This is a genomic window from Clostridium pabulibutyricum (assembly GCF_058242705.1).
Genome location: NZ_JBZAYZ010000001.1, coordinates 296,858 through 321,228, shown reverse-complemented (window position 1 = coordinate 321,228; position 24,371 = coordinate 296,858). Strand labels below are relative to the sequence as shown.

Here is a 24,371-nt window from a genome sequence, read left to right as displayed (position 1 = left end):
ACTTACTTTAATAATTTAGTTATATTATATTGGAATATACATCGCCTGTCAATGTATATTTTTTTTCAATATATATACATATATGCCCAAATGAAAAAACACCTCCATATTTTAATAAATACAAAAGTGCTTTTTAATTTAAAAATTATATTAATTTAATATTACTTGTCCTAGCTTACTTTATTTTTTAATCTAAGCTTGTCTGCAACCATGGCAATAAATTCGGAATTTGTAGGCTTGCCTTTATCATTGTGTATTGTATAGCCGAATATTTTATTTATTGTTTCAACCTGACCTCTAGACCAAGCAACCTCTATTGCATGTCTTATAGCCCTCTCCACCCTGCTTGCCGTAGTGTTGTATTTTTTTGCAATCGAAGGATATAGTTCCTTGGTAACCGCCGAAAGAAGTTCCATATTATTCACTACCATTGTTATAGCCTCTCTTAAATATATATAGCCTTTTATATGTGCAGGAACTCCTATCTCATGTATTATATCTGTAATCTCCTGTTCCAGGTTATTTGGATTATTGGCAAAATGCCTATTTCCACCTGTGTTGTTTTCAAAAAATGAAATTGTTTTCTTGGTTTCGCTTCCATCTGTTATGACATTATTGAACATTTGTCTTATTCTCTTCGTAAAAACATCCATATCAAAAGGTTTTACAACATAATAATCAGCTCCAAGAGTTATTGCCCTTTGGGTTATTTTGTCTTGTCCAACTGCTGACAGAACAATTATTCGCGGCATTGGATTAATTTCAATATTGTTTAACCTCTCAAGAACTCCAAGTCCATCAAGATGAGGCATAATTATATCAAGCACAACCAAATCCGGTTTCTTTTCTTTTATAAGGTCCAGAGCTTCAAGGCCATCGCCTGCAATACCCGTAACCATTATATCATGCTGACTCATTAAATAATCATTTAAAATACTACAAAATTCTTTATTGTCATCTGCAATAACAACACTTATTTTTGACTCTTCCATAAATTTTACTCCCCTTTTACTAAAAAGTTACCATAACTTAACAATAATTTAATTCGACAAAGAAGTTTCAATTCCTTCTATAAAAAAATTTTTTTACTATATTTATACTAATATAGATATTACAGTATGCCTAAACTTCTCATTCTGTAATATCTATATAGATTTGTTAATTTTTTGTTAAACACACTCTAAAATTATCTTTATTTATGTTGACTGCTGTTAAACAAATTAGCGTCGTTTAACATCCATTCTATATATATTCCATATCCAATGTCAGGTTTATTTACGAGAACATGGGTAACAGCTCCTACTATTTTTCCATTTTGGACTATAGGACTTCCACTCATTCCCTGAACTATTCCTCCAGTTTTTTCAAGAAGTCTTTTATCTGTGACTTTTATCACCATACTTTTTGGTCCGGGAGCATCTTGTTGAAGAAGTTTTTGAATTTCTATGTCATATTCCTTCACACCATCTTTATCTATAGTAGTCAATATTTTTGCAGGACCTTCTTTTATTTCATTTTTCAGTCCTATTTTCATTGGAGGAAAATCTCCTTTTTCCAACTTTTCATTTCCTTTTCCGAAAACACCACATTCAGTATTTTTGTATATATTTCCAAGTATTGAATCTTCATCTACAAATATACCCTTTAGTTCTCCAGGATCTCCCTTTGCCCCTTTTTTTACCGATATTATCGAAGATGAAATTATTTCTCCTGAATTAATATTAAGCATGGTTCCGGTGTCAATATCTGTTATAGGATGCCCCAAGGCAGCAAAAGTGTTGCTGTTTTTGTCATAGAAGGTAAGTGTTCCTATTCCTGCTGTAGAATCTCTCACCCACAATCCTATCTTATAATTATTATCTTCTGAGCTTTTCACAGGTTTTATACTTTTTCGAAGCTTTTTGCCTTTATGATTGATAACAATATTTACATTTTTACCGTCACTTTTATTTATTTCATCTCTAGTTTGTTCAGATCCGTTTACGCTGACATTATTTATTTTTAGTATATCATCACCGATTTCTATTCCTGCTTCTGATGCAGGACTTGCTACTTTTCCATTTGATGTAGTTACATCAGAAAGTGCGACTACAAGCACTCCTTTTGTATTTAATTTTACTCCTATAGGTTTTCCTCCAGGATATACCATCATATCACTCTTAACAGGCTTAATAGGTACAGAACCTAGCGGCAGAACACCAAGCAAATCTATATTTGCATTTTTAGTTAAACTTTTATTTGTAACATTTTTTACCTTTAAAAATATGCTTTTTCCTATACTCTGATCTATATTTTGGTTTTCTCTTAAAAATATTACAGTAGGTATATTTTTCAACTCGTAACAAGTAAATAGCATAATACACAGAATAGGAATCAACATATAAAAAAGTACGTTTTTGAACCTATTTTTCATGTTTTACTGCCTCCTGTCTGCATTGCTTTTTCTATGTTTAAGTTGCCCTTTTAAATATTTTATTATGCTATTATATACTTTCATTTTTAGTAAATGAATTGATGTTTAATATAATTTTTTCAAAAAATTTTAGGATTGGTTTAAAATATGTCCTATGTATTTCAACCCAATCCTAAAATTTAATTATTAATGCTATTTTTCTTGGAATCTGCCATTTTTATAAGTTCTCTGGCATGTGCCATAGTTATTTCTGTAACTTTTGAACTGCCAACCATTTTTGATATTTCACATTCTTTTTCTTCATGGCTCAACTTTCTTATTTTAGTATATGTTTTTCCCTCCTGAACTTCTTTCTCTACAAGATAATGATTATCCGACATTGAAGCTATCTGTGGAAGATGCGTCACACAAAGAACCTGACGTTTTTTTGATATAGCATACATTTTTTCTGCAACGCACTGTGCAACTCTTCCACTTATTCCAGTATCTATCTCGTCAAAAATAACAGAAGGTATTTTATCCTTGTCGACAAATACCGTTTTTAAAGCAAGCATTATTCGTGAAAGTTCTCCTCCCGAAACTATCTTCTCAAGAGGTCTTAAAGGTTCTCCTGGATTTGTAGACATATAAAACTGCACAAAATCCATACCTTTTTTCGTGAACCTATCTTTGAGCTCAACTTTTATTTTAAAGGTACTTCTTTCCATTCCTATAAAATTAAGTTCTTTTTTCACTCTCATCTCAAGTTCTTCTGCAACATCAGTTCTTGCTTTATGTATTTCATTTGATATTTTCTTCAAATTACTTTCAATTTTAAGTTTGTCTTTTTTTAATTTTTCTATAATGTATTCCCTGTTTATTATATTCTCATATCGTTTTTTTATTTTATCCCTGTATTCAAGTATCTCTTTTATAGTATTTCCATATTTTTTCTTGTATCCACTTATCTCATATATTCTATTGTTTATGCGCTCAAGCTCCTTTGTATCATAATTTACATTTCCTATAAGAGCTCTTATTTCTTCTGCAGCTTCACCAATATTATAATATGCATCTTTCAGCAATCTATTTATATCTTTTATATTTTGAGAAACATCTTCTATGGATTCAATACTCCGGGTTATATAGCCAAGTTCATCCTGTATTGACTTCTTGTCGTCAAAGCTGCTGTCAATACCCTGATAAGCCTTATTCAATATGTTGCTTATTTTTTCGGAGTGTGAAAGAATTTTGAACTTTTTATTCAGTTCACTTTCCTCTTCTTCACTTAAATTTGATGAATTTATTTCATCAAGCTGATATTTTAAAAAAGCAGACACTTTCTTTATATCACCATGATCATCCGAAAGTTCCTGTATTTTTAAACGAATCGAATCAAACTTCATGTATTCGGAACAATATTTTTTTAATAAATCCAAAATAGAATTTTCTCCATAATCATCAAGATAATCTATATGATTTTCAGGAAGAAGAAGATTTTGATTTTGATGCTGACCATGAATATCAAGTATAGTAGAAGTCACTTTTTTAAGGTCTGAAAGCAAAACCGACTTGCCATTTACCTTGGCAATGCTTCTTCCCGATTGAAAAGTCTCTCTGCTTATTATTAAAATTCCTTCTTCATAATTTATTCCCATTGATTTTAGTTCCATGGAAGTTTTTGAATTTTCAAGTGTAAAAACCGCCTCCACAAATGTCTTGTTTTTTCCTGTTCTTATAAGTTCTTTATTAAACTTGTTGCCAATTATATAGTTTATAGCATCAATCAATATAGATTTTCCAGCTCCAGTTTCACCTGAAAGCACATTGAAACCACGTCCAAATGAAATAGTCATGTTTTCTATAAGTGCAAAATTCTTTATATTTAATTGAAGAAGCATAAACAATCCTCCTAACGAGAAATCATTTTCTTCATTTTTTTAGTTATCTCTCCAGCTTTTTCCTTGTCCCTTGCCAGAACAAATATGGTATTATCTCCTGCTATAGTTCCTGCGATTCCCATAAAACTCAAAGAATCTATTGCTTCAGCAGCAGCGGAACCAGACCCTGAAATTGTTTTTATTACAACAAAGTTATCCACATTCTCAACGCTTGTAACTGTCTGGGAAAATATAGCTGCCAGCTTTGTTGGTAGAAATTTTTCAGTATGGTTTATAGTAGCATACTTATATTTTCCATCTTCAGACAGAACTTTTATAAGCTTGAGTTCTTTTATATCTCTTGACACCGTTGCCTGTGTAACGTTCATTCCATTTTTTTTCAGCTCTTCGGCAAGTTCTTCCTGAGTTTCAACATCTATTGAATTTATAATTTCAAGTATTTTTGCGTGTCTTGTAACTTTCATACACTTCACCTTCACATTCCTTAGTACCCGATGTAATTTTATCTCTAAGTGTTTTGAAAAACGAACTTTCCTTGAACTTTATAAGTTTCCTCTTATAAACAGACTTGCTTATATTTATAGTTATAGGCCCGTTTATTTCAATCCATTCCTGTCCATCAATTGACAAATAGGCACTTTCATTGTTTTTTTTCATCTTTATTGTTATACGACTGCTGCTTTTAAGTACAATTGTCCTTGCAGTTAAAAACTGTGAATACATCGGCGTTATACAAAAAGCATCAAGATTCGAATGAATTATAGGACCTCCTGCCGATAAATTGTAAGCTGTAGATCCTGTGGAAGTTGAAATGATTATTCCATCTCCACTAAAAGCATTATAAAATTCATCATCTATAAATATATCATATTTTTCAATTCTGTTCCTTATACCTTTATATAATATGATATCATTCAATCCATCATATGATTTCTTACCTGTCCCATCATTGAAACTGCAATGTATCATGGTTTTATCTTCAATTGTATAATCTCCCTTGAAAAACCTTTCAAGAGCCGGCCTCACACTATTTATCTCAATCTGTGCCAGAAATCCGAGATGTCCTATATTTACACCAAGTATAGGGGTAGTTGAATCTAAAAGGTTACAGGAAGTATTAAGTATAGTCCCATCTCCTCCAAGAACTATTATTACATCAAGCTTCTTGCTTTCTTCTGTATCAAGTCCGGCACAGTCTTTGTAAACACTTATATTTACACTGTCATTTATATTCTTTATAGTACTTATAATTGAATGAAGCATTTTCCCTTCTGGATCTTTAGTCATATTTACGTTAATTCCGATTCTTTTCATAGTTTTTCTCCATTCAGCTTCTCATGCGCCAAATCGACCTTATCTAAAATGTCTTCACTTTTAAACATCTCACAGGCCTCCGAGTTTTTTGTAAAGTATATTAAATATTCTATGTTTCCCTCCGGTCCTTTTATTGGAGAATATCCGAGAGATATTATCTTAAGTCCGGATTTATGTATAAAATCTACAATTTTTTCTATTACTTCTATATGTGTTTTTCTGTCCCTTACTACACCTTTTTTGCCAACTTTCTCTCTTCCAGCCTCAAACTGCGGCTTTATAAGTGCCACTACCTCTCCTTTTTCGTCCAATAGATCCAATACTGCAGGAATTACCTTCGTAAGTGATATGAAAGATACATCTATACTCGAAAAATTCAAGTGTTCACCTATATCTTCAAACTTGACATATCTTATATTTGTCCTTTCCATACAGACTACTCTTTCATCTATTCTCAATTTCCATGCAAACTGACCATATCCAACATCAACTGCGTAAACCTTTGAAGCCCCGTTTTGAAGCATACAATCTGTAAATCCTCCTGTTGAAGCACCTACATCCATGCATACCTTATCTTTCAAACTTATATTAAAATTATTGACAGCCTTCTCCAGTTTTAAACCTCCACGGCTAACATAGGGAAGCTTTTTTCCCTTGAATTCAATTTTTGAAGTTGCTTTTATTTTTTCTCCGGATTTGTCAACTCTTTCTCCATCTACAAATATTTCTCCAGCCATTATACTTGCCTGTGCTTTGTGTCTTGACTCAAACATCCCCCTGTCAACCAGAAGTACGTCAAGTCTTTCCTTACTATCCGACATATTTAACTCCTTTATTTGCGAATTTTAATATTTTATTTTTTATTCCTTCATCATCAAGTCCATACAATTCATAAATCATTTCCGATTTTCCCTGAGGTACAAATTCATCTTTGAACCCTAAATTCAACACCCTGGTTCCCCTGTCCTTTGTATTTACATACTCGAGTACATAAGAACCAAAGCCTCCTCTTACTACATTGTCTTCCACCGTAACTATATCTAAATTTCTGTCTACAAGTTCATCTATAAGACTTCTGTCTATTGGCTTTGCAAAACAGGCATTTATTATACAAGCATCTATTCCATTTTCCATAAGCTTCTTGCCCGCAAGCAGTGCATACTGTACCATTTTCCCTGAAGCAATTATGGCTATACTTCTACCCTCTATAATTTTTTCCCATTTTCCAAGTTTTAACTTTTCAACTGGCTTTAATGCCATAATATCCCCACCTCTCGGATATCTTATGGCCACAGGGCCTTCAAACCCAAATGCAAATTCAAGCATTGGAGACATTTCCTCCATACATTTTGGGCACATTACAGTCATGTTTGGCATTTGTGTAAGATATGACAAGTCAAACAGTCCCTGATGTGTTTCACCATCTGCACCCACAATGCCAGCCCTGTCAACGGCAAACACAACATGAAGCTTTTGTATGCATACATCATGTATTATCTGATCGTAAGCCCTCTGAAGAAAGGTTGAATAAACTGCAAATACTGGTTTCAAACCTGATTTTGCCATTCCCGCCGCCAAAGTTGTGCCATGTTGTTCGGCTATTCCAACATCAAAAAACCTCTTGGGATATATGTTCGAAAAATCCTTCAATCCGGTACCATCTCTCATTGCAGCTGTTATAGCTACTATATCTTTGTTTTTTTCTGCAAGTTTCACAAGCTCACGTCCTAGAACTTTCGAATAAGTGTCCGTAGACACCGCAGAAATTTCTCCACTTGTGCAGTTAAACGGTCCAATGCCATGAAACTTTCCAGGATTTTTTTCGGCGAATTTATATCCCTTTCCTTTTCTTGTAATCACGTGTATTACAACAGGACCCTCCATATGTTTTGCAAGTCCGATAACTCTTTGAAGCTCCTTCATATCATGGCCATCTACAGGTCCAAGATATTTTATTCCCATATCTTCGAAAAACATCCCAGGCACTACCATCTGTTTTATGCCGTTTTTTAATTTTTCCAAGTACTTAGCCATGCCCTTGCCTATATTTGGAATCTTCTTCAGAATATTCTCCACATCCTGCTTGAACTTGTTGTATTTTGGATCAATTCTCAGCCTGTTTAAATACCTTGAAACACCTCCCACATTTTTGGCTATGGACATCTGATTGTCATTCAATATTATAATGAGCCTGGTTTTTCTATACCCAACATCATTTAAAGCCTCAAGAGCCATTCCTCCTGTGAGTGCACCATCACCTATTACCGCGACTACACTATGATTTTTCCCCTTAATATCTCTTGCCCTTGCCATTCCGAGAGCTGCCGATATAGACGTGCTGCTGTGTCCCGTCTGAAAAAAATCATACTTGCTCTCACTTGATTTTGGAAAACCACTCATTCCCCCGAACTGTCTCAAAACATCAAAGCCATCTTTTCTTCCTGTCAATATCTTGTACACATAAGACTGATGTCCCACATCCCAAACTATTTCGTCCCTATCAAAATCGAAAACATCGAACAAGCAAATCGTAAGTTCCACGACTCCCAAATTTGATGCCAGATGCCCTCCTGTCTTTGAAACCTTGTCTATTAGAAATTTTCTTATCTCACAGGCCAGTTCCATTTTATCTTTAAGTGTCATTTTTTTAATATCATTTATACCTTTATAATCATCAAGTAAAGTATACATATACTCATCTATCCTTATAAAATCAATTTAGCATCGAGTTTGTTTCTTATATAATAAAAACCTGAAGTTTTGTAAAATCTTCAGGAAGGGTTTATTACAGTTAATTATTATAACACAGCTGTTTTCATATTCAAAGTAAATTTAGGCATACTATTTTTCTCTATTTAAAAGCCTGTACGTAATATACTTGAGATTTTCTGTATTCTTGTTTATTTTATCCAGTTGATTTATACACTCGCTGGTAATTGAATTGCACATTTCAATACACTTGTTCAACCCATATGTTGTTATAAAATTTGTTTTATTGTTGTTCTCGTCACTCTTTACCTTTTTCCCGAGTTTTTCAGTGTCTCCAGTTACATCAAGTATATCATCCCTTATTTGAAATGCAAGTCCTATTTTTTTGCCGTAGTACTCAAGCTTATCCAAATCGTGTTCATTTGCTCCGGAATAAACTGCTGCTGAAACTATGGCCGCTTTTATAAGTGCGCCTGTTTTTTTACTGTGCATGTAATAGAGCTGGTCTATGGGAATTTTTTTGTTTTCACTCAGTATATCAACAGTCTGCCCCCCGACCATTCCTTCAATTCCACTGCTTTCGGATATAATGCTGCATGCCTTTATTACATTTTTATCATTTTTTTGTAAACAGTGACGAAACATTATACTCATTCCTTCATTTAAAAGTCCGTCCCCTGCAAGCACTGCAACTGCATCCCCAAACATCTTGTGATTGGTAGGTTTTCCCCTTCTTAAATCATCATTGTCCATAGCTGGAAGATCATCATGTATAAGCGAATAAGTATGAATCATCTCTATGGCTGAAGCAATATCTATTACTTCCCTGTAATCATCCCTGTACAACATATACGTGAGCAGAAAAAGAATTGGCCTTATTCTCTTCCCTCCTGCATCAAGACTGTATTGCATGGATTCATATATTCTTTTGTTGTAGGAACCCTTGTTCTCCATGTAATTGTGAAGATATGAATCTATTTCCATCTTAAGCTTTTCAATCAATCCACTATTTTCTTTTCCCATAATCTATTCCCCCCAATTTTATAATTCCATCAGTCTCTGGAATCAAACTCCTTTTCTCCTTCCTCAGTAAGTACATTTACCCTGGCCTCTGCATTTTTGAGGAGCTTATATATCTTGCCGCACAGTTTCATACCCTCTTCGTATTTACCCATACTATCTTCCAGCGAAAGCTTGTCACCATCCATATTGGACACTATATCTTCAAGCTTAGCCATCATGTCTTCGTAATTTTCCTGTTTTTTAGGCATCAAAACCCCTCCTTCAATCATGGATCCCAGAAATTTCAAATCTTGATTTTCCATCCTTCATAATAACATCAACTTCATTCTGAAGTTTCAAGGCATTTATTGAACTTACAACCTTTCCCCTTTGATCCTCTATCACCGAATAGCCCTTTGCAAGTATATTGAACGGATTGTTTGCATCAAGCAATTTCTTGAATTTATCCATTTTCTCCATACTTCCTGAAATTTTAGTATTTATTTTCATATCAAGCATTTCCCTGAGTCTATCCATATTTACATACTGATTTGCAATATAAACCATAGGACTGTTTGAAGCTAATCTTTTCTTTGCATATGAAAATTTTTCTTTTCTACCTTGAATAACAAATTCCATATTTCGAACCAGAGCATCTCTCATGGATCTTATTTTCTGAATCTCCGACTTCATATCAAATACAGCAAGTTCTGCAGCCGCAGAAGGCGTTGGAGCCCTTCTGTCTGCCGCAAAATCAGCTATCGTATAGTCTATTTCATGGCCAATTCCTGTTATAACAGGTGTCTTACAATCATATATTGCCGCGGCCACTTTTTCCTCGTTGAAACACCACAGATCTTCTATTGAACCACCGCCTCTTGCAAGTATTATAAGATCTATGTCCTCTCTGCCGTCAAGTGCCTCTATTGAATTTACTATATTATCCGCGGCATTATCGCCTTGAACAAGCGATGGACATAAAATAAGTTTCACCGCACTGTTACGTCGTTTTGTAACATTAATAATATCACGGAGTGCAGCCCCTGTAGGCGATGTAACAATCCCTATTTTAAAAGAATACTGTGGAATTGGTTTTTTATGTCTTTCATCAAAAAGTCCCTTTGCCTTTAAGTCCCTCTTCAACTTTTCGAAGGCCTCATAAAGATCCCCCATACCTTCCCGGGACATCTCATTGCAGTACAACTGATAAGCTCCTTCTTTTTGATACACTGAAATCCTGCCGCTGACAATCACTCTCATACCAGTTTCCGGCATAAATTTAAGATGTGACGCTGAACTTCTAAACATTATACAATTTATCTTGCTAAATTCATCCTTAAGTGAAAAATATACATGTCCGCTGCTGTGTAACTTCAAATTTGAAATTTCACCCTTGATGGAAGAATTTCGAAGTATAACATCATTGTCAAAATTCATTTTTATATAATTGTTTATATCAGATACTGTAAGCGTCCTTATATTCATATCAATACCTCTCGTATTATTTACTGCTGAATTGCTCAAGCTTTATTTGGAACATCCTTTATCATGCTTCCAAGTATTCCATTTATAAAACTTCTAGATTTATCTTCTCCATATTTTTTGGCAAGTTCTATCGCCTCATTTATAGATACATTTTTAGGTATGTTGTCTTCATGGAAAAATTCATATGTACATATTCTCAAAATTGTTATGTCTATTTTTGAAATCCTACCTATTTTCCACTGTTTCAAATACATTTTGATTCTACTGTCAATTTCATCCTTGTTCTCCTCAACACCTCTTACAACACGCTGAAGGTAATCCATATCTACCTCTGAAAGATCAATATCTTCATATTCTCCATCTTTCAGGTACTGCATCACCTCACTTGAATCCTGCTTGTTTATAGTCATTTGAAACAAAAGTTTCATTGATATTTCCCTTGTCTTTTTTCTATTCATCCTGACCTCCATATGAATACGAGTTATATACTGCTGTCATTTCAGATATAATTATACTTAAACATAAAGTACAGTTCAAGTATATAAAAAACACCCTCCGGAAATGAGGGTGTATATGCTATTCTTCTTCATACTCGTTTTCTTCCGAATTGGAAATTATAACATTTTGAACATGTATGTTTACTGCTGTAACTTCCAGACCTGTCATGGATTCGACCGCTTTTTTAACATTTTCCTGAACTTTTAGTGCGACATCCGGAATTCTAACTCCATATTCTACAACTACGTACAGGTCAATAGCTGCACTGTTTTCTCCCACACTTACCTTTACACCTTTTGATAGGTTTTTCTTTCCACTCAGTATCTGGGTGATGCCGCCAACAAGATTTGCACTCATACCAACTATCCCATCTATCTCTGTAGTTGCAAGTCCTGCGATAACACCTACTACCTCGTCGGATATCTTTACAATGCCCATATCTATTTCACCGTTCGAATTTTCTTCCACCATGGCACCTCCTGATTTTGATTTATTAATACTTTTATTATATCAAATGGAATTTTTTTTTACAAATAAATATGTTCATGGTTAAAATTTACTTTTTTGTTTCTATTTCTATGTCTTGAAGATTTGATATACTTACAACTACATCTTTTATGGCTCTCGTATCTTTGTCCGTCATATCATCATTTTTCTTTACTATAACCCTGGCTTTTCCACCTTCTATAGAACAAATTACATCATCATATCCTTTGCTTTTCAAAGTGGTTTCTATTTTTGATTCGTAATCTGCAGCCATTGCCAGCGCCGTATATTTCTTTTCAGCGTCATCACGATTGTCCTTGGACACATTCTTGTCGTCAATAAGACTCTTCAACTTCTGAAGCGTTTCAGCGTCTTTTTGATCTCTATTTAACCTTGCTTCTTCAAAAAATTGTGATTTGGATTTACTAATTGTATCGTTGCTGTTAAAAGAAACAGCACTTTTGCCACTGCTTCCATTTGAACTGTCTGCAACACTGAAAGGACTGTTTACCTTTGTTGCAAGTAAACCAACACAAACTACAAGTGCCAAAAGAGTTACAATAATTACTGCCTGTTTTTTATTCATTTTATCTCCCCCTCTATCATCTCTTTAAAAATTATATGCTCCCACACACATATATATACTATTTATTCATAGGATAAACATTTACTTTGTCATCTGTTATATCAAACAAATCCTCCACCGCTTTGGCTATTCTAAGCTGTGTTATCTTGTCGCCTGCACCTTCAGCTACAATACAAACTCCAGACACCTTTGGTTTATATGTTTTTACTATCAGAGGTTCAGATTTTTCTCCATTATTTGTAACAACTACAGTACTCCCATTATTATTCTGAGTAGTTGTTCTAGTGCCTCCAGATGTATCTTTCTCATTAGTCGTATTTGTAGAATCATTTACATTTACAGCAGGAACCTGCTCCTCTCCGCTTTCAAAATTTATCATCACTTCAACTTTCCCAACTCCCTGTACTTTTTCCAGAGTTTCTTTAAGTTTATTTTCAATGGATTTTTCATATTCTCCTGAATCGGTATTTTTTGAATATGACTGTGTTTTTGAACCGGAACTTTCATCTGTGCTTGAATTTTTGTAACTTAAATTTGATGTTTGCTCCGATTTACTTGAATCAGATGTTTTGAAGAAACTTACGGTCATAACCATAAGCAAACCTATAAGAAATATTATTATAAAATTTACAGCCTTGTTCTTATCTCCCGGACTTCCCCTCTTAAGCTTTTCATTAACATAAGAAAACCACTTTTTTAAATTCATAGTTTTTCACCTATCCATTCTCTAAATTAATTTTTCAATTAACCATTTAAGCCTGCCTTATTTGTATCAAATCTTTTGGGACATCAAGCTGACTACTCAAATAAGACTGTATCTCATCATCTTTTTTTTGATAAGTTCCCCCTTCCTTTTCATCATTTTGTAAATTTATAGTAACCTTTTTTACAACACTTACAGTACTGTAGTCCACACTAACACACACTTTTTTTATGCTTACACTTTCCTTCTCAGTATCATAATCAACTTCCGCATCTACATCGTACGTTCCATCTGGATATTTTTGTTTAAGCTTTTCTTCACAATTTTTTTCAAGGTTTGTCTTAAAGGTTTCAAGAGTGCTTCTTATATTTTCTTTCTTGTACTCTTCAACCCTCGTAGAACTTCCTTCACTATTTTTGTCAATTTCTCTGGAAATTTTAGTAGTGTACGCACTCATATCAAAATTTTTGTTGAAAATACTTATTATAGGATTTATAAATACAGTAATTAGGATCAAGCCAAGTACGAATTTGGAATATTTCTTCATACTATTGTCTGGAAGTATCATCTCTACTGCTGTTATGAAAAATACAGCAGTGCATATGTTTATAATCCATTCTCTTAAAAAGTTTATCAAAGCTAAACCGCCTCCTAAACTGCCCCGGTACCACAGGCAGCAATGATTGCCAGCATTATGAAAAACATGAAGGAAACACATATAAGACACGCTGTTATAAGCACAAGAGAATCACCTGCAGAATTTATACAGTTTACAATTCTGCTGTCACTTACCGGCTCTATTATAGCTGCCGTAAGCTTGTAGAGTAGCACAAGTATTAAAAGCTTCAGTATAGGAAATGCAATTATGCATACAAGTACCACAAGACCAAGACTGCTTATTGAATTTTTTATGAGTATGGAATATCCCGCTGCAGTGGATACTGCATCCGATAAACTCTTCCCTACTACCGGAACAAAATTATCTATTGCAAATTTTGCCGTTTTAGCAGTTACCTGATCTATACTCTTTGAAGTTATTCCCCTAACTGTAATTATCCCTACAAATACAGTCATGACTATTCCCTGTAACCACAACGCACCCTGATTCAAAAGTTTGGTCAATTTATCTATTTTGTAATCTGACGAAAGATTGTTTACAAATTGAAGTACAAATGACATACATATTACCGGAATTATGAAGTTTGTAAAAAGCTCGGCACTCAAATTTATGGTTCCAATTACAATAGGATCCATGACTGCAGCCTGAACTGCACTTCTTGAAACTGTCAGAAACATTATAAGTATAGGTACAAGTGCAAGCATAAAATCAGTCATATCTTTTATAACAGATCTAGCGAGGTCTACACCTATGTAAAAACTCTTCGCCATTACTATTATCATAAGTGAATAACAAGCATAATATGCTATGTTTGAAAGGCCATTTGAACTAAATGCCCGCTCCAAATTCGTTATAAGAGCACATATTATTGCTATTACGACTAAAATTCCAAGAAGCTTTGCAGATGACGTAAATTCCCTTATAAAATACGCTGCACATGTATTTATAAGTTTTTTAAGTGATATATCCCCTTTTCCGGATTTAATAAAGTCCTTCACATATTCCTTGAAATCTATATCATTCAGCATCTCATTCTTAGTTTTCATATTTGATATATAGTCATATAAACCATCTATTTGTTTAGTCTGCTCATCAATCTGTTTATCTAAATTACTATCCCCTGAACCAGTATTATACTGATTTATGGAAAAGTTCCCTGACTGCGTATTGTACGCCGCCTGTACGCTGAACCCCGCCATAAATACAATAATTAAACCTAACAAAATATTTTTCATATGAACACCTACATAATCTTTAAAATTGACTGAAGCACAGCCATAAGTATAGGAATTGCAAGAACAAGTATGAGAATCTTTCCTGCAAATTCAACCTTCGTTCCTAAATTGCCTTCACCTGCATCCTTGCATATTTCACTGCAGAAAGAAGCAAGATATGCAATGGCAAGTATTTTAAATACAGTAGTAAGGTATACAAAATCTATATTTGCTTTCAACGCAAGCTGTTGTACAAATTGAAGTACTGCCGTTATTTTTGAAAACATGAATATGAATATCAAAACACCTGCTGCAATACTTACATATACTGCAAAATCATCCCTGCCTTTTCCCTTGAACATAAGTACTATAAAAAGTGCAATAAAAGCAAACAGTACTATTTTTATAATATCCATAGTCTCTCCTAAAACTGAAACATGGTTCTGACCGTGTTAAACAGCTTGTTTACTACAGTTATTACCATCATAAGTACAATTACTATTCCCGCAAGATTCGTTACTACTGCATATTCACCTTTTCCACTTGTCTCGAGTACTTTGTTTATCACTATTACAATTATGCCTACTGCCGCTATCTTGAATATCAAACTTACATCTAACATAATTTCGTATCTCCCCTTATAATCTTGTTAAATAGACATCAAATAAGTAGCACTACTACTACCGCCCCCAAAGAAAACCCAAGATACCTGTACATTTTCACATTTTTCTTTGAAACCCTATCCGACTTTTCTATCTGCTTCTTCAAATTTTCAGATGTTAGAGAAAATATGGCTTTCTGTCCTTCAACATCGGATTCACCAAGAGATTTTGAAAAATCCATGATTATATCTATATCCTCGTCCTTTAAACTAAAAATCTCTTTTTTACTTGAAAACACTTTTTCAAATGCCTGATACACACTATCTACACTATTTTTAGCAAGCATATTTGAAACTTCCATAAAAAGAGTAGATACGGGTGGCTCTGTTTTCCCAGCAGCCGCTGCTGCTGCTGACGGGAGAGGCTCATTTGTATATATTATCCTGGTCTTGATTTCACATATGCACCCCTGTATTTCTACAAGTTCCCTTGTTCTCTTCTTCAACTTTTCACCAAAATTAAAGCCAAATGCAGTAGTTGAGAAAATTATAAGAATACACCCGATAAATTTAAGCATATTCATCACCTGGAATTTTCTTGCTCTCAGCAAAGTCATATATATATTCCACAGTTCCCGCTCCATCTTTTCCACTTAGAACTATTGCCCTTTGAAATACGCTGTTTTGAACTATACTTGCAAAAACAGGCCTTTTATACAGATCTTCAATTCCCTGACCATGAATTGTCGTAACAAGTCCCACTCCGGAATTCAAAGCAGTGACTACACTTTCCATATCCCTATCACTTCCAATTTCGTCACATACAATTACCTCGGGAGCCATGCTTCTTATAGCCATAATTATGCCTTCACTTTTAAGACATCCATCAAGCACATCTGTTCTGATGCCCACATCAAGCTGTGGTGCACCTAGGGCGGAGGCACCAATTTCACTTCTTTCATCTATTACACAAGTTTTCCTTCCATAAAAGCCAAACTCAGGCATTCCGTCTGATATATTTCTTGTAATGTCACGTATAAGTGTTGTCTTTCCACACTTTGGCGGGGAAATTATAATGGTGTTCAACATGCATCCACCTTTTATGATGAACTTCATTATTTTATTAGAACATCCCTTTATCTGTCTGCATATTCTTATATTTAAAGATGATATGTCCTTTATTGTCTTGACCCCATTTTCCTGAATAATGCATCTTCCACATATTCCAACTCGGTGTCCTCCCTTTATTGTTATGTACCCACGTTTTAGTTCCTCTTCAAAAGCATACATGGAATAATTGCTCATTCTTTTTACTATCGTATTTAAATCATCATGACTGGGCTTGTATTTAAAAATGATCTCTTTATCTCCAATTTGGAGCATAAGCGGCCTGTTTATCCTTATTCTTATCTCCTGAAGATTATTCTTTTCTAAATTCCCTGCAAGGTGCTTTTTTAAAACCTCTGGAAGTATATCAAGTATTTCTTTAGTATCCATACCTTCATCTCCTTTCTTTATATAATCTGTATTTTTGTTTTTCTAAAATTATTCCAAAATAAAAAAATAACTATTTAAACATTGTTTAAATAGTTATTTACGTTAAAATAATATAAAATTATCTTTAATCTACTGTTTATCCTTTTTAATGACAACTGGTATCTTTTGATGACAATTAGGACAGGCTATTTCCTTGCCCTGTTCCATAATACCTCTGTCTATATAAACCATATCATTGCAATTGGGGCATTTCAATTCCTCAAAATTATCATAAGCATCCTCGAAAGATCCAGTATCATCATACATAACAGCATCCAATAAATCCGAAAGTTCTCCATCAATTTCATTTATATGTTCACTCATATATCTCTGATTGTGAGCCATATCTGAAATTTCTTCGGAAACATCATCAAGCACATTTATAATTTCTACAATTATTCGCCCTTCCTTGCTGTTTTTGTCAATTTCAAGTCCCTTTACAAGTCCCTTCAAATAAGATACCTTTGAATTTACAGAATTCATAATGCCACACATCCTCAAAAATATTTTCGTTATATTATATCACATTCTCTAAAGATATATTCTATTGAACTCTTTCCATATAATCTCCGGTTCTAGTATCAACTCTTATTACTTCACCCTCATTTACAAATATAGGTACTGATACAATTGCTCCTGTTTCAAGAGTAGCTGGTTTCAATACATTTGTAGCTGTATTTCCTTTTACTCCAGGTTCAGTATGTGTTACTTGAAGTTCAACAAAATTCGGAGCTTCTACTGAAAATGCCTCACCTTTGTAAAATTTTATTGTAGCAAACATATTTTCCTTGAGAAATTTTATAGCATCTGCCACTTTTTCATGTTCAAGAGGTATCTGTTCAAAAGTCTCCTGATCCATAAAATAATAAAGTTCTCCATCGGAATACAAGTATTGCATTTCTTTTCTTTCTATAACTGCCTCCTGAAGTTTAGCTGTTGGGTTGAATGTTGTTTCTGTAACTGCTCCTGTTATTACATTTCTAAGCTTCGTTCTTACAAACGCTGCTCCTTTTCCTGGTTTTACATGAAGAAAATCAACTACTGTGTACACTTGTCCATCATTTTCAAAAGTTGTTCCCTTTCTTAAATCTCCTGCTGATATCATATAAACATGCCGTTATGCAAACATTCCATTTAACTTAAGTCTGCTTCCTCTTTCATAATACACAATTTCACATTAATGTTACTTTTACTTGGTCTCTGCACTCCAGAGGCTTAAATTCGGATGACACACACCCTAAAATCAGCATTTCAAAACTAAAATGCTGATAAAAACGGCCTTTTACCCCTTTCTCTTTATTATTTGACCTATCTAGTTTAACACTTAAACAATAAACATCATATTGAATAATCAGTTTTTTATTTGTAAATATAAATTAAACCCAAAATAAATACAAGCATCAATCAATACATATTAGCTGTTTTGGAGACTTTGACAGCACTTCTCCTCCATTTTTCGAAACTACGAGGAGGTCTTCTATCCTTACTCCTCCAAAACCCGGTATGTATATACCCGGCTCATCAGTTACAACCATGTTTTCTTCAAGCCTGGTATTGTTTTTATGACTAATGGCCGGCGATTCATGAATTTCCCTTCCGACACCATGCCCAAGACTATGCCCAAAGTACTTTCCATAACCTTTCTTAGTTATATAATCTCTGGCAATAGAATCAACATCCGAGGCTAAAGCTCCCGGCTTATATGCACCTATAGCCTTTTTCTGAGCCGAAAGCACAGTATTGTAAACTTCCACCATCTTGTCAGACGGCTTTCCGATTACAACTGTTCTTGTCATATCTGAACAGTACTCATTATACACACATCCAAAATCCAATGTCAAAAACTCACCTTTTTTTAATACTTTGTCGGTTGCCTGACCGTGCGGAAGGCTTGATCTTTGCCCTGATGCCACTATAGACGGAAAAGACAAATCCGATGCTCCAAGTTTTTTCATGTAAAACTCAAGTTCAAGTCCTATCTCTCTTTCTGTCATACCGGATTTTATATAATCCAGCATATGCTGAAAAGCATTATCAGCAATCTCTGCAGCACTTTTTACAAAACTAAGTTCATGCTCATCTTTAATCATTCTTATATTTTCAATCATTCCATTCATTGGAACAAGTTCACAGTTCAACCCGCTTTTATAAAGGCTGTAGTTTCTATAGGTAACTACATTTTCTTCAAAACCAAGTCTTTTTATATTATTATCACAAACCAGGTCTGATATAAAACTTACAAACGAGCCACTGCCACCATATTCCAGAACTTCGTAATCCTTCACCTGTTGTTTTGCCTGTTGTGTAAACCTTGAATCAGTTATAAAAAATAGCTTTTTTTGAGTTATTAATGAATAACTTTCATCGCCTGTAAACCCACTTAAATAATTTCTGTTTGGATCTCCAACAAGCAAGACTGCGTCCATGTTTGCACTTGTCATAGACTGTCTTAATCTCTCGATTCTATCTCTAAACACTAAAATCCCCCTAACAGTTTCAACGAGCTTACTCAGTATTATATTATCCAATCCTACACCTTATTATTCTTTAACATATAGAATAGATAATCACATGCTAAACAATGTTATTTTATCAAAACTCATTGGTATTTGCAAATACTAGGTCGCAATCTTTTTCATAAAATTTACATAAAATATGGCACTGGCTTTTCCATCTTTATATTGGTCTATTTTTATATTTCCAAAGCTATAAAATCCTTTTATATTCTTTATATTTTGAAATACATCTTCAAATACCTTTTTATTTCCTGAAATTCTGATTGAAACTTCTATCTTGTCACTAGAGTATTCATTTTTAAAATTTAAAATAGTTATATTTTTTATTTTCTTTAAACATATTATCAATTTACTGCTGCTTATTGTCTCGTTTCTTTTAGTTATATGGGATATTTTATAGGATTTATCCACTTTTGCATACGCGTCCTCCATTACTCCGACTCTCATACCATCTGCACAAAAAATACATATCCCACATGCTACAACAAATCCAAGCACTACTTTATATACTTTGTTTTTTAGATATTCATCCTTTAAAAATTCCATTTTTATCACCTGCCTTTGTATTTTATTTCTACGTTCCATACATTTGCGTTTTGACTACGCTTCCCTTCTTCAGGCATAGAATTGTACAATTCATTTTCAAACACTATATTTTCTATATCGAATTCGTTGTGCTTCTCCATTGATTCTATAAATTGTGAAAATCTTTTACTGTCTCCTATAAATTCTAAACTTGAACTTCTGCCTTCTATATTTATATTTCTAAAATCTCCATAATTCTTGATTATATTTACAAGTTCAAAAAAAGTTTGTGTTGAATCAAACTCTTTTGAGTGTTTTTCATTGTATGCCATACTATAAATACTATATTTTTTCGATATTTGATTCGCCTTTAATTTTAAAGTTTCTATTTTTCTTCCCATAAATATAAAAATGCCGGTAAAAAACATATTTAAAATTAGACATATTACAATTAAAATTTTTATTCTTTTATTTATTTTATTTTTTCTATTGTCCATATACCATTTTGGTAAAAAATAATTGTCCACTTTAACACTATCTCTATATTTTTGAGAAGCATACCATTGTATTGGAACTATGCCTTTTATATTAATTTTGTTTTTTGTAAACTTCTCAATCAAATCCCTGCAGTTTAAATTTATACAGAAAAGCTTCACACACAAATTATGATCTGAATTCGAAGTAACATTAGAACAAAACATTATATCGTCAATAGTTTTAAATTTATATTTTAGCCTGTCTTGTATCAATCTATTTATATATCTTCTTTTCACCCTAGGTATAACAAACTCGTCTATGTACACTTTCTCCCCTCGAACAATTATCAATACATTTTTTAATCTAAGTTCCAACTTTATTCTACTGATTTGATCAATAGTAAAAACAACTTTTTTATTTTTTCCGTTGTCATATATAATCTTATTTTCTGCAAACTCTAAAACATCCCTATCAAACATCCAATCACCTCGTAAATTATCAGAAAGAATAATCTATACATCCAAATTTCATACTTTCCTGTTTTATCGTATATTCATAAGATTCTTCCTTGTAAAACTCACCTTTTAAAATATATTCGACTTTGAACAAATCACTGTTTTTATCATAGCTTATATAACTTTGACCACAATAAATTCTAAAATCTCCCCGGTCTGCAAACCACTTTTTTATATCATCGTTATTTGTATAATTTATATTCTTATCAACATACAAATTTAATTTTGTAAGCAGAGTTTCTCTCTCCTTTTGAATATTCTGAACATAAAATACACTTTTATAATCATGTACTAAATCCGTCTTTACAAGTGTTTCCATGTAATATGCCCCCAAAGACAGCATTAAAAGCATAAATCCTATAACAAGTACATAAATCATTACGAATCCTCTTTTACACTCTTTGAACTTATTCCGAAACATTTGTCGTAAACATTCCCTCTCTTTGTCTTTATACTTATATAACATAAATTTCTTCTTTCATACACCTTAAAATTTGAAACATCTCTCAATATATTATTTACCGTTTGAAATCTTGTATATCCGTACACAAGTACTATATTTGAGCCACTCCCAAGTTTCATATAATCCCAGCCCATATTGTCATGTCTTTTTAGATAAATTGTATTATCCGAAATTTTTATATATTTTGCATTATTAATCTGAGATTTCATTATCATAAATGCTTCATTTACATAAAATTCATCTCTGCTTGTAACTATTTCATTTCTGTTTACTTTCATATACTTTAAAAGCAGCGGCGCCTGAATTGTGAAAATCGTTCCAACAATAGCCATAACCATAAGTATTTCTATAATTGTAAATCCAGCCTTTTTACCTTTTAAAATCTCCTTTATAAAACTCACACTCCTTGACTTTATTTACTCCATAAAAATCAATACATACCTTGAGGTTTATTTTAAGTACTTCGCTTTTTTCAACTTCCATTTCAATATAATTCTTGCCAGCACTGTTGTTTGAAAAAACATATTTGACACTTTCATTTGTCGGCAAACTACGGTTAAGATCTATATATCTTTTGTTGTTATTACAAAGACTCACCACATCCTGATAACTTAAATCATACAAAATACTATCTTTTACATATTTTAATTCATAAGCATATTTTTCTATTTTTTTATTGTATGCCTTAATCTTGTGACAATTTAACTGTACTTGTAACGCTGCCCCAAACATAATCATAAATACAGACACACTTACTAAAACCTCTATCATCGTAAATCCACCGGCTGGCAAATTGGTATTTCTAATATTTAATATCTTCATAAAAAGTCCCCACACAAATCGTTATACAATGCATCTTTCCTTTTCTATCCTTGAATCCTATACTGCATGCATCTTCAACTATTCCACTACTACTTATCGATATACTATTGTCTCTTGTATTTACATTTAATACAAATCCTCTGGGAAACTGCTCTCTAAAAACAATTTTAGAATTACTTCTGAACCCCATTTCCTTTCTGTTCATGTCAAAATATACATGTCCCCTTACATTTTTATCGCTGCAGTATTTTTTTGAACTATTTATGAAATGAATTATTTCGTTTTGAAATATATACACGTCGTTTTTGTTCTTTAAATTTTCAAAAGCTGCAACATTTATCATACTAACGCCAAAAATAATTGCCATGATCCCAAGGACAATAATAAGTTCAACAAGTGTAAATCCTCTTCTTTCTACTGTTTTACAATTCATAAAAAACTCCAAATTAAAATTTATTTTGGAAATATCCTGCTTTCATTTCCTGAATTATCAACTTCACTTACTGTATAGCTATTTTTATCAGCATCTACATCAACTCTGTATTCTTTTTTATCACTCGTATAAGTTACACTTATCTGTTTTGATCCTCCTTCATCGCAGCTTACCTTGGGATTCTCGGCCGATGTAAGCTGCTTCACTGAATCACCCACGTCCTGCTCTGAAAATTCTCCGTCATTTTCACCATAGCTCGCCATGGCTGCTGTTTGAATTTGTTTCCCAGTATTAATAGCTTTAGTGTTTTTTGCTTTGCTTTGATATCCCGAAAACTTTGGAACTAAAAATCCCATTAAAATAAGAATTATAGAAACAACCACCAAAAGCTCTATAAGAGTAAATCCTCCTGAAGAAATATTTTTTCTCCTGTTCATGTTTTTTTCCTCCCTTATGAAATAGAATCCATTATATTGAACACCGGCATGACTGCCGACATTATAAAAACCCCAATAAAAAGTGACAAAATTATTATTACAGCAGGCTCAATCATCTTTAAAACAATTTTGAAATCTCTGTTTAAATCCTGTGAAAAAATAGTTTCCAGCTTCTCCAGCATAAAGTCAAGTCTTCCGGATTCCTCACCTGTTTTTATCATGTAAAGGAACAATTTATTCCCGATGTTGCACTTTTCAAAAGCACTTCCTATGCTTTCACCCGATTTTATAAGTACAATTGAATTCATAAACTTTGATTTTATACTGATATTGTCAATCATTTTTGAAGTTATATATATTCCTTTTAATATATTGACTCCTGAAGCGTTCATAATTTTCATAGAAGAAACTATTTTAAAAATCAATATTTTTCTATGAATACCGCCAAAATACGGAATACTGTTTTTTATCTTTTCCATTAAATATTTTCCCGAAGCACTTTTTAAAAATTTCAACATTGCAAACAAGAATACGATTCCAATAAAAGCAATATGTACAGCATAAGCATGGAATATATAAAATACATTTACGTATATTTCTGTAATTGCAGGGATTCGTACATTTTGAAGTTCCATGATATTTATAAACTGAGGAATTACAGAATTTGCAAGATATGTTATGATAACTATTGAAATTACAAATGCAAATGCGGGATATGCAAGTGCAGCTTTTATACCCGAATATATTTTATACTGTTTTTCATAATACTCAGCTAATTGTCCTAGCACGCTTTCTAGCTTTCCACTCTCTTCACCAACTCCAATCATTTCCACCATATAATCAGGAAATATTTCTGTAAATTTACTCATACTCGAATAAAGACTTTTTCCACGGACAACATCATTTTTTATTTCTACAACTGCATTTTGTAGCAATTTATTTTGAGTTTGCGATGCTATACTCAAAAGCACCTTTGATATTCCTATTCCTGCACCAATCATAATATTCATTTTGCTGCATAAAACAGATATATCCCTTAAACCCGGTTTTACAAAAAATAACTTTCTCTTTAAAACCTTTTTATTTAAGCTTTTATACGAATATTCCACATGTTTCATCATCTCTGCTCCAATCAAA

The 24,371-nt window shown here is 33.1% G+C and carries 31 protein-coding genes; all 31 read right to left on the bottom strand.

Going from position 1 to position 24,371, the window contains the following annotated elements:
• Positions 1–170 precede the first annotated feature (170 nt).
• Positions 171–992 (bottom strand): sporulation transcription factor Spo0A, encoded by an 822-nt coding sequence (gene spo0A / locus AC4CVH_RS01610; RefSeq protein ID WP_490785967.1) that lies wholly within the window; start codon positions 990–992, stop codon positions 171–173.
• A 200-nt stretch (positions 993–1,192) separates the two neighbouring features.
• Positions 1,193–2,413 (bottom strand): SpoIVB peptidase, encoded by a 1,221-nt coding sequence (spoIVB, locus tag AC4CVH_RS01605; RefSeq protein WP_490785966.1) that lies wholly within the window; start codon positions 2,411–2,413, stop codon positions 1,193–1,195.
• A 179-nt stretch (positions 2,414–2,592) separates the two neighbouring features.
• Positions 2,593–4,293 carry a DNA repair protein RecN gene (recN, locus tag AC4CVH_RS01600; protein WP_490785965.1) on the bottom strand — a complete coding sequence of 567 codons (1,701 nt, stop codon included), beginning with the start codon at positions 4,291–4,293 and terminating at the stop codon, positions 2,593–2,595.
• 11 nt (positions 4,294–4,304) lie between these two features.
• Positions 4,305–4,757, bottom strand: a complete 453-nt coding sequence (locus tag AC4CVH_RS01595) for an arginine repressor (protein WP_490785964.1) — start codon at positions 4,755–4,757, stop codon at positions 4,305–4,307.
• Complete coding sequence (locus tag AC4CVH_RS01590; protein WP_490785963.1) at positions 4,726–5,607, bottom strand: NAD(+)/NADH kinase; 882 nt, start codon at positions 5,605–5,607, stop codon at positions 4,726–4,728. Before AC4CVH_RS01590 ends, AC4CVH_RS01595 begins: the two co-directional genes overlap by 32 nt.
• Complete coding sequence (locus AC4CVH_RS01585) at positions 5,604–6,428, bottom strand: TlyA family RNA methyltransferase (RefSeq protein WP_490785962.1); 825 nt, start codon at positions 6,426–6,428, stop codon at positions 5,604–5,606. The genes AC4CVH_RS01590 and AC4CVH_RS01585 overlap by 4 nt, the downstream gene beginning before the upstream one ends.
• Positions 6,418–8,298, bottom strand: coding sequence for a 1-deoxy-D-xylulose-5-phosphate synthase (dxs, locus tag AC4CVH_RS01580; RefSeq protein ID WP_490785961.1), 1,881 nt, complete (start codon positions 8,296–8,298; stop codon positions 6,418–6,420). Before dxs ends, AC4CVH_RS01585 begins: the two co-directional genes overlap by 11 nt.
• 150 nt (positions 8,299–8,448) lie before the next feature.
• A complete protein-coding gene (locus AC4CVH_RS01575) occupies positions 8,449–9,339 on the bottom strand; it encodes a polyprenyl synthetase family protein (RefSeq protein ID WP_490785960.1) in 891 nt (296 codons plus the stop codon).
• Between the two features lie 29 nt (positions 9,340–9,368).
• Positions 9,369–9,587, bottom strand: coding sequence for an exodeoxyribonuclease VII small subunit (locus AC4CVH_RS01570; protein ID WP_490785959.1), 219 nt, complete (start codon positions 9,585–9,587; stop codon positions 9,369–9,371).
• Between the two features lie 13 nt (positions 9,588–9,600).
• Positions 9,601–10,803 (bottom strand): exodeoxyribonuclease VII large subunit, encoded by a 1,203-nt coding sequence (gene xseA / locus AC4CVH_RS01565; RefSeq protein WP_490785958.1) that lies wholly within the window; start codon positions 10,801–10,803, stop codon positions 9,601–9,603.
• Positions 10,804–10,838: 35 nt separating this feature from the next.
• Entirely contained in the window at positions 10,839–11,261 is a 423-nt protein-coding gene (gene nusB, locus AC4CVH_RS01560) for a transcription antitermination factor NusB (protein WP_490785957.1), read from the bottom strand.
• 118 nt (positions 11,262–11,379) lie between these two features.
• The gene (locus AC4CVH_RS01555) at positions 11,380–11,769 is read right to left on the bottom strand and encodes an Asp23/Gls24 family envelope stress response protein (protein WP_490785956.1); all 390 of its coding nucleotides are present in this window, start codon (positions 11,767–11,769) and stop codon (positions 11,380–11,382) included.
• Between the two features lie 88 nt (positions 11,770–11,857).
• Positions 11,858–12,373: a SpoIIIAH-like family protein gene (locus AC4CVH_RS01550; RefSeq protein WP_490785955.1), complete on the bottom strand. Its 516-nt coding sequence runs from the start codon at positions 12,371–12,373 to the stop codon at positions 11,858–11,860.
• 58 nt (positions 12,374–12,431) lie between these two features.
• Positions 12,432–13,079, bottom strand: coding sequence for a stage III sporulation protein AG (gene spoIIIAG / locus AC4CVH_RS01545; protein WP_490785954.1), 648 nt, complete (start codon positions 13,077–13,079; stop codon positions 12,432–12,434).
• Between the two features lie 46 nt (positions 13,080–13,125).
• On the bottom strand, positions 13,126–13,713 hold the full coding sequence (gene spoIIIAF / locus AC4CVH_RS01540) for a stage III sporulation protein AF (RefSeq protein WP_490785953.1): 588 nt from the start codon (positions 13,711–13,713) through the stop codon (positions 13,126–13,128).
• Between the two features lie 14 nt (positions 13,714–13,727).
• Positions 13,728–14,930, bottom strand: coding sequence for a stage III sporulation protein AE (gene spoIIIAE / locus AC4CVH_RS01535; protein WP_490785952.1), 1,203 nt, complete (start codon positions 14,928–14,930; stop codon positions 13,728–13,730).
• Between the two features lie 8 nt (positions 14,931–14,938).
• Positions 14,939–15,325: a stage III sporulation protein AD gene (gene spoIIIAD, locus AC4CVH_RS01530; protein ID WP_490785951.1), complete on the bottom strand. Its 387-nt coding sequence runs from the start codon at positions 15,323–15,325 to the stop codon at positions 14,939–14,941.
• 8 nt (positions 15,326–15,333) lie between these two features.
• Positions 15,334–15,531, bottom strand: coding sequence for a stage III sporulation protein AC (gene spoIIIAC / locus AC4CVH_RS01525; RefSeq protein ID WP_490785950.1), 198 nt, complete (start codon positions 15,529–15,531; stop codon positions 15,334–15,336).
• A gap of 38 nt (positions 15,532–15,569) precedes the next feature.
• Entirely contained in the window at positions 15,570–16,088 is a 519-nt protein-coding gene (gene spoIIIAB / locus AC4CVH_RS01520) for a stage III sporulation protein SpoIIIAB (protein ID WP_490785949.1), read from the bottom strand.
• The gene (gene spoIIIAA / locus AC4CVH_RS01515; protein ID WP_490785948.1) at positions 16,081–17,007 is read right to left on the bottom strand and encodes a stage III sporulation protein AA; all 927 of its coding nucleotides are present in this window, start codon (positions 17,005–17,007) and stop codon (positions 16,081–16,083) included. Before spoIIIAA ends, spoIIIAB begins: the two co-directional genes overlap by 8 nt.
• Before the next feature lie 129 nt (positions 17,008–17,136).
• A complete protein-coding gene (locus AC4CVH_RS01510; RefSeq protein ID WP_490785947.1) occupies positions 17,137–17,529 on the bottom strand; it encodes a CD1247 N-terminal domain-containing protein in 393 nt (130 codons plus the stop codon).
• Between the two features lie 61 nt (positions 17,530–17,590).
• Positions 17,591–18,151: an elongation factor P gene (gene efp / locus AC4CVH_RS01505; RefSeq protein WP_490785946.1), complete on the bottom strand. Its 561-nt coding sequence runs from the start codon at positions 18,149–18,151 to the stop codon at positions 17,591–17,593.
• A 295-nt stretch (positions 18,152–18,446) separates the two neighbouring features.
• Entirely contained in the window at positions 18,447–19,523 is a 1,077-nt protein-coding gene (locus tag AC4CVH_RS01500) for a M24 family metallopeptidase (protein ID WP_490785945.1), read from the bottom strand.
• 141 nt (positions 19,524–19,664) lie between these two features.
• Positions 19,665–20,108 (bottom strand): hypothetical protein, encoded by a 444-nt coding sequence (locus AC4CVH_RS01495; RefSeq protein WP_490785944.1) that lies wholly within the window; start codon positions 20,106–20,108, stop codon positions 19,665–19,667.
• 5 nt (positions 20,109–20,113) lie between these two features.
• A complete protein-coding gene (locus tag AC4CVH_RS01490; protein ID WP_490785943.1) occupies positions 20,114–21,043 on the bottom strand; it encodes a hypothetical protein in 930 nt (309 codons plus the stop codon).
• Positions 21,044–21,062: 19 nt separating this feature from the next.
• Positions 21,063–21,458 carry a hypothetical protein gene (locus tag AC4CVH_RS01485; protein ID WP_490785942.1) on the bottom strand — a complete coding sequence of 132 codons (396 nt, stop codon included), beginning with the start codon at positions 21,456–21,458 and terminating at the stop codon, positions 21,063–21,065.
• Entirely contained in the window at positions 21,458–21,943 is a 486-nt protein-coding gene (locus tag AC4CVH_RS01480; RefSeq protein ID WP_490785941.1) for a prepilin-type N-terminal cleavage/methylation domain-containing protein, read from the bottom strand. Before AC4CVH_RS01480 ends, AC4CVH_RS01485 begins: the two co-directional genes overlap by 1 nt.
• The gene (locus tag AC4CVH_RS01475) at positions 21,912–22,364 is read right to left on the bottom strand and encodes a type IV pilus modification PilV family protein (protein WP_490785940.1); all 453 of its coding nucleotides are present in this window, start codon (positions 22,362–22,364) and stop codon (positions 21,912–21,914) included. Before AC4CVH_RS01475 ends, AC4CVH_RS01480 begins: the two co-directional genes overlap by 32 nt.
• Positions 22,345–22,797: a pilus assembly FimT family protein gene (locus AC4CVH_RS01470; protein ID WP_490785939.1), complete on the bottom strand. Its 453-nt coding sequence runs from the start codon at positions 22,795–22,797 to the stop codon at positions 22,345–22,347. Before AC4CVH_RS01470 ends, AC4CVH_RS01475 begins: the two co-directional genes overlap by 20 nt.
• A 20-nt stretch (positions 22,798–22,817) precedes the next feature.
• Positions 22,818–23,234, bottom strand: coding sequence for a type II secretion system protein (locus tag AC4CVH_RS01465; protein WP_490785938.1), 417 nt, complete (start codon positions 23,232–23,234; stop codon positions 22,818–22,820).
• A gap of 14 nt (positions 23,235–23,248) precedes the next feature.
• The gene (locus tag AC4CVH_RS01460) at positions 23,249–24,352 is read right to left on the bottom strand and encodes a type II secretion system F family protein (protein WP_490785937.1); all 1,104 of its coding nucleotides are present in this window, start codon (positions 24,350–24,352) and stop codon (positions 23,249–23,251) included.
• Between the last annotated feature and the right edge of the window lie 19 nt (positions 24,353–24,371).

Excerpts from the sequence above, each read along its gene's own strand:
- AC4CVH_RS01470 (WP_490785939.1), bottom strand. The coding sequence starts at position 22,797 with ATGAATTGTAAAACAGTAGAAAGAAGAGGATTTACACTTGTTGAACTT.
- AC4CVH_RS01490 (WP_490785943.1), bottom strand. The coding sequence starts at position 21,043 with ATGTTTGATAGGGATGTTTTAGAGTTTGCAGAAAATAAGATTATATAT.
- spoIIIAA (WP_490785948.1), bottom strand. The coding sequence starts at position 17,007 with ATGGATACTAAAGAAATACTTGATATACTTCCAGAGGTTTTAAAAAAG.
- spoIIIAG (WP_490785954.1), bottom strand. The coding sequence starts at position 13,079 with ATGAATTTAAAAAAGTGGTTTTCTTATGTTAATGAAAAGCTTAAGAGG.
- AC4CVH_RS01465 (WP_490785938.1), bottom strand. The coding sequence starts at position 23,234 with ATGAACAGGAGAAAAAATATTTCTTCAGGAGGATTTACTCTTATAGAG.
- AC4CVH_RS01550 (WP_490785955.1), bottom strand. The coding sequence starts at position 12,373 with ATGAATAAAAAACAGGCAGTAATTATTGTAACTCTTTTGGCACTTGTA.
- spoIIIAD (WP_490785951.1), bottom strand. The coding sequence starts at position 15,325 with ATGGATATTATAAAAATAGTACTGTTTGCTTTTATTGCACTTTTTATA.
- AC4CVH_RS01485 (WP_490785942.1), bottom strand. The coding sequence starts at position 21,458 with ATGATTTATGTACTTGTTATAGGATTTATGCTTTTAATGCTGTCTTTG.
- recN (WP_490785965.1), bottom strand. The coding sequence starts at position 4,293 with ATGCTTCTTCAATTAAATATAAAGAATTTTGCACTTATAGAAAACATG.
- AC4CVH_RS01460 (WP_490785937.1), bottom strand. The coding sequence starts at position 24,352 with ATGAAACATGTGGAATATTCGTATAAAAGCTTAAATAAAAAGGTTTTA.
- AC4CVH_RS01510 (WP_490785947.1), bottom strand. The coding sequence starts at position 17,529 with ATGAATTCTGTAAATTCAAAGGTATCTTATTTGAAGGGACTTGTAAAG.
- AC4CVH_RS01475 (WP_490785940.1), bottom strand. The coding sequence starts at position 22,364 with ATGAAGATATTAAATATTAGAAATACCAATTTGCCAGCCGGTGGATTT.
- spoIIIAB (WP_490785949.1), bottom strand. The coding sequence starts at position 16,088 with ATGCTTAAATTTATCGGGTGTATTCTTATAATTTTCTCAACTACTGCA.
- dxs (WP_490785961.1), bottom strand. The coding sequence starts at position 8,298 with ATGTATACTTTACTTGATGATTATAAAGGTATAAATGATATTAAAAAA.
- AC4CVH_RS01590 (WP_490785963.1), bottom strand. The coding sequence starts at position 5,607 with ATGAAAAGAATCGGAATTAACGTAAATATGACTAAAGATCCAGAAGGG.
- spoIIIAE (WP_490785952.1), bottom strand. The coding sequence starts at position 14,930 with ATGAAAAATATTTTGTTAGGTTTAATTATTGTATTTATGGCGGGGTTC.
- spoIVB (WP_490785966.1), bottom strand. The coding sequence starts at position 2,413 with ATGAAAAATAGGTTCAAAAACGTACTTTTTTATATGTTGATTCCTATT.
- nusB (WP_490785957.1), bottom strand. The coding sequence starts at position 11,261 with ATGAATAGAAAAAAGACAAGGGAAATATCAATGAAACTTTTGTTTCAA.
- AC4CVH_RS01575 (WP_490785960.1), bottom strand. The coding sequence starts at position 9,339 with ATGGGAAAAGAAAATAGTGGATTGATTGAAAAGCTTAAGATGGAAATA.
- AC4CVH_RS01595 (WP_490785964.1), bottom strand. The coding sequence starts at position 4,757 with ATGAAAGTTACAAGACACGCAAAAATACTTGAAATTATAAATTCAATA.
- spo0A (WP_490785967.1), bottom strand. The coding sequence starts at position 992 with ATGGAAGAGTCAAAAATAAGTGTTGTTATTGCAGATGACAATAAAGAA.
- AC4CVH_RS01585 (WP_490785962.1), bottom strand. The coding sequence starts at position 6,428 with ATGTCGGATAGTAAGGAAAGACTTGACGTACTTCTGGTTGACAGGGGG.
- efp (WP_490785946.1), bottom strand. The coding sequence starts at position 18,151 with ATGATATCAGCAGGAGATTTAAGAAAGGGAACAACTTTTGAAAATGAT.
- xseA (WP_490785958.1), bottom strand. The coding sequence starts at position 10,803 with ATGAATATAAGGACGCTTACAGTATCTGATATAAACAATTATATAAAA.
- AC4CVH_RS01570 (WP_490785959.1), bottom strand. The coding sequence starts at position 9,587 with ATGCCTAAAAAACAGGAAAATTACGAAGACATGATGGCTAAGCTTGAA.
- spoIIIAC (WP_490785950.1), bottom strand. The coding sequence starts at position 15,531 with ATGTTAGATGTAAGTTTGATATTCAAGATAGCGGCAGTAGGCATAATT.
- AC4CVH_RS01495 (WP_490785944.1), bottom strand. The coding sequence starts at position 20,108 with ATGGAATTTTTAAAGGATGAATATCTAAAAAACAAAGTATATAAAGTA.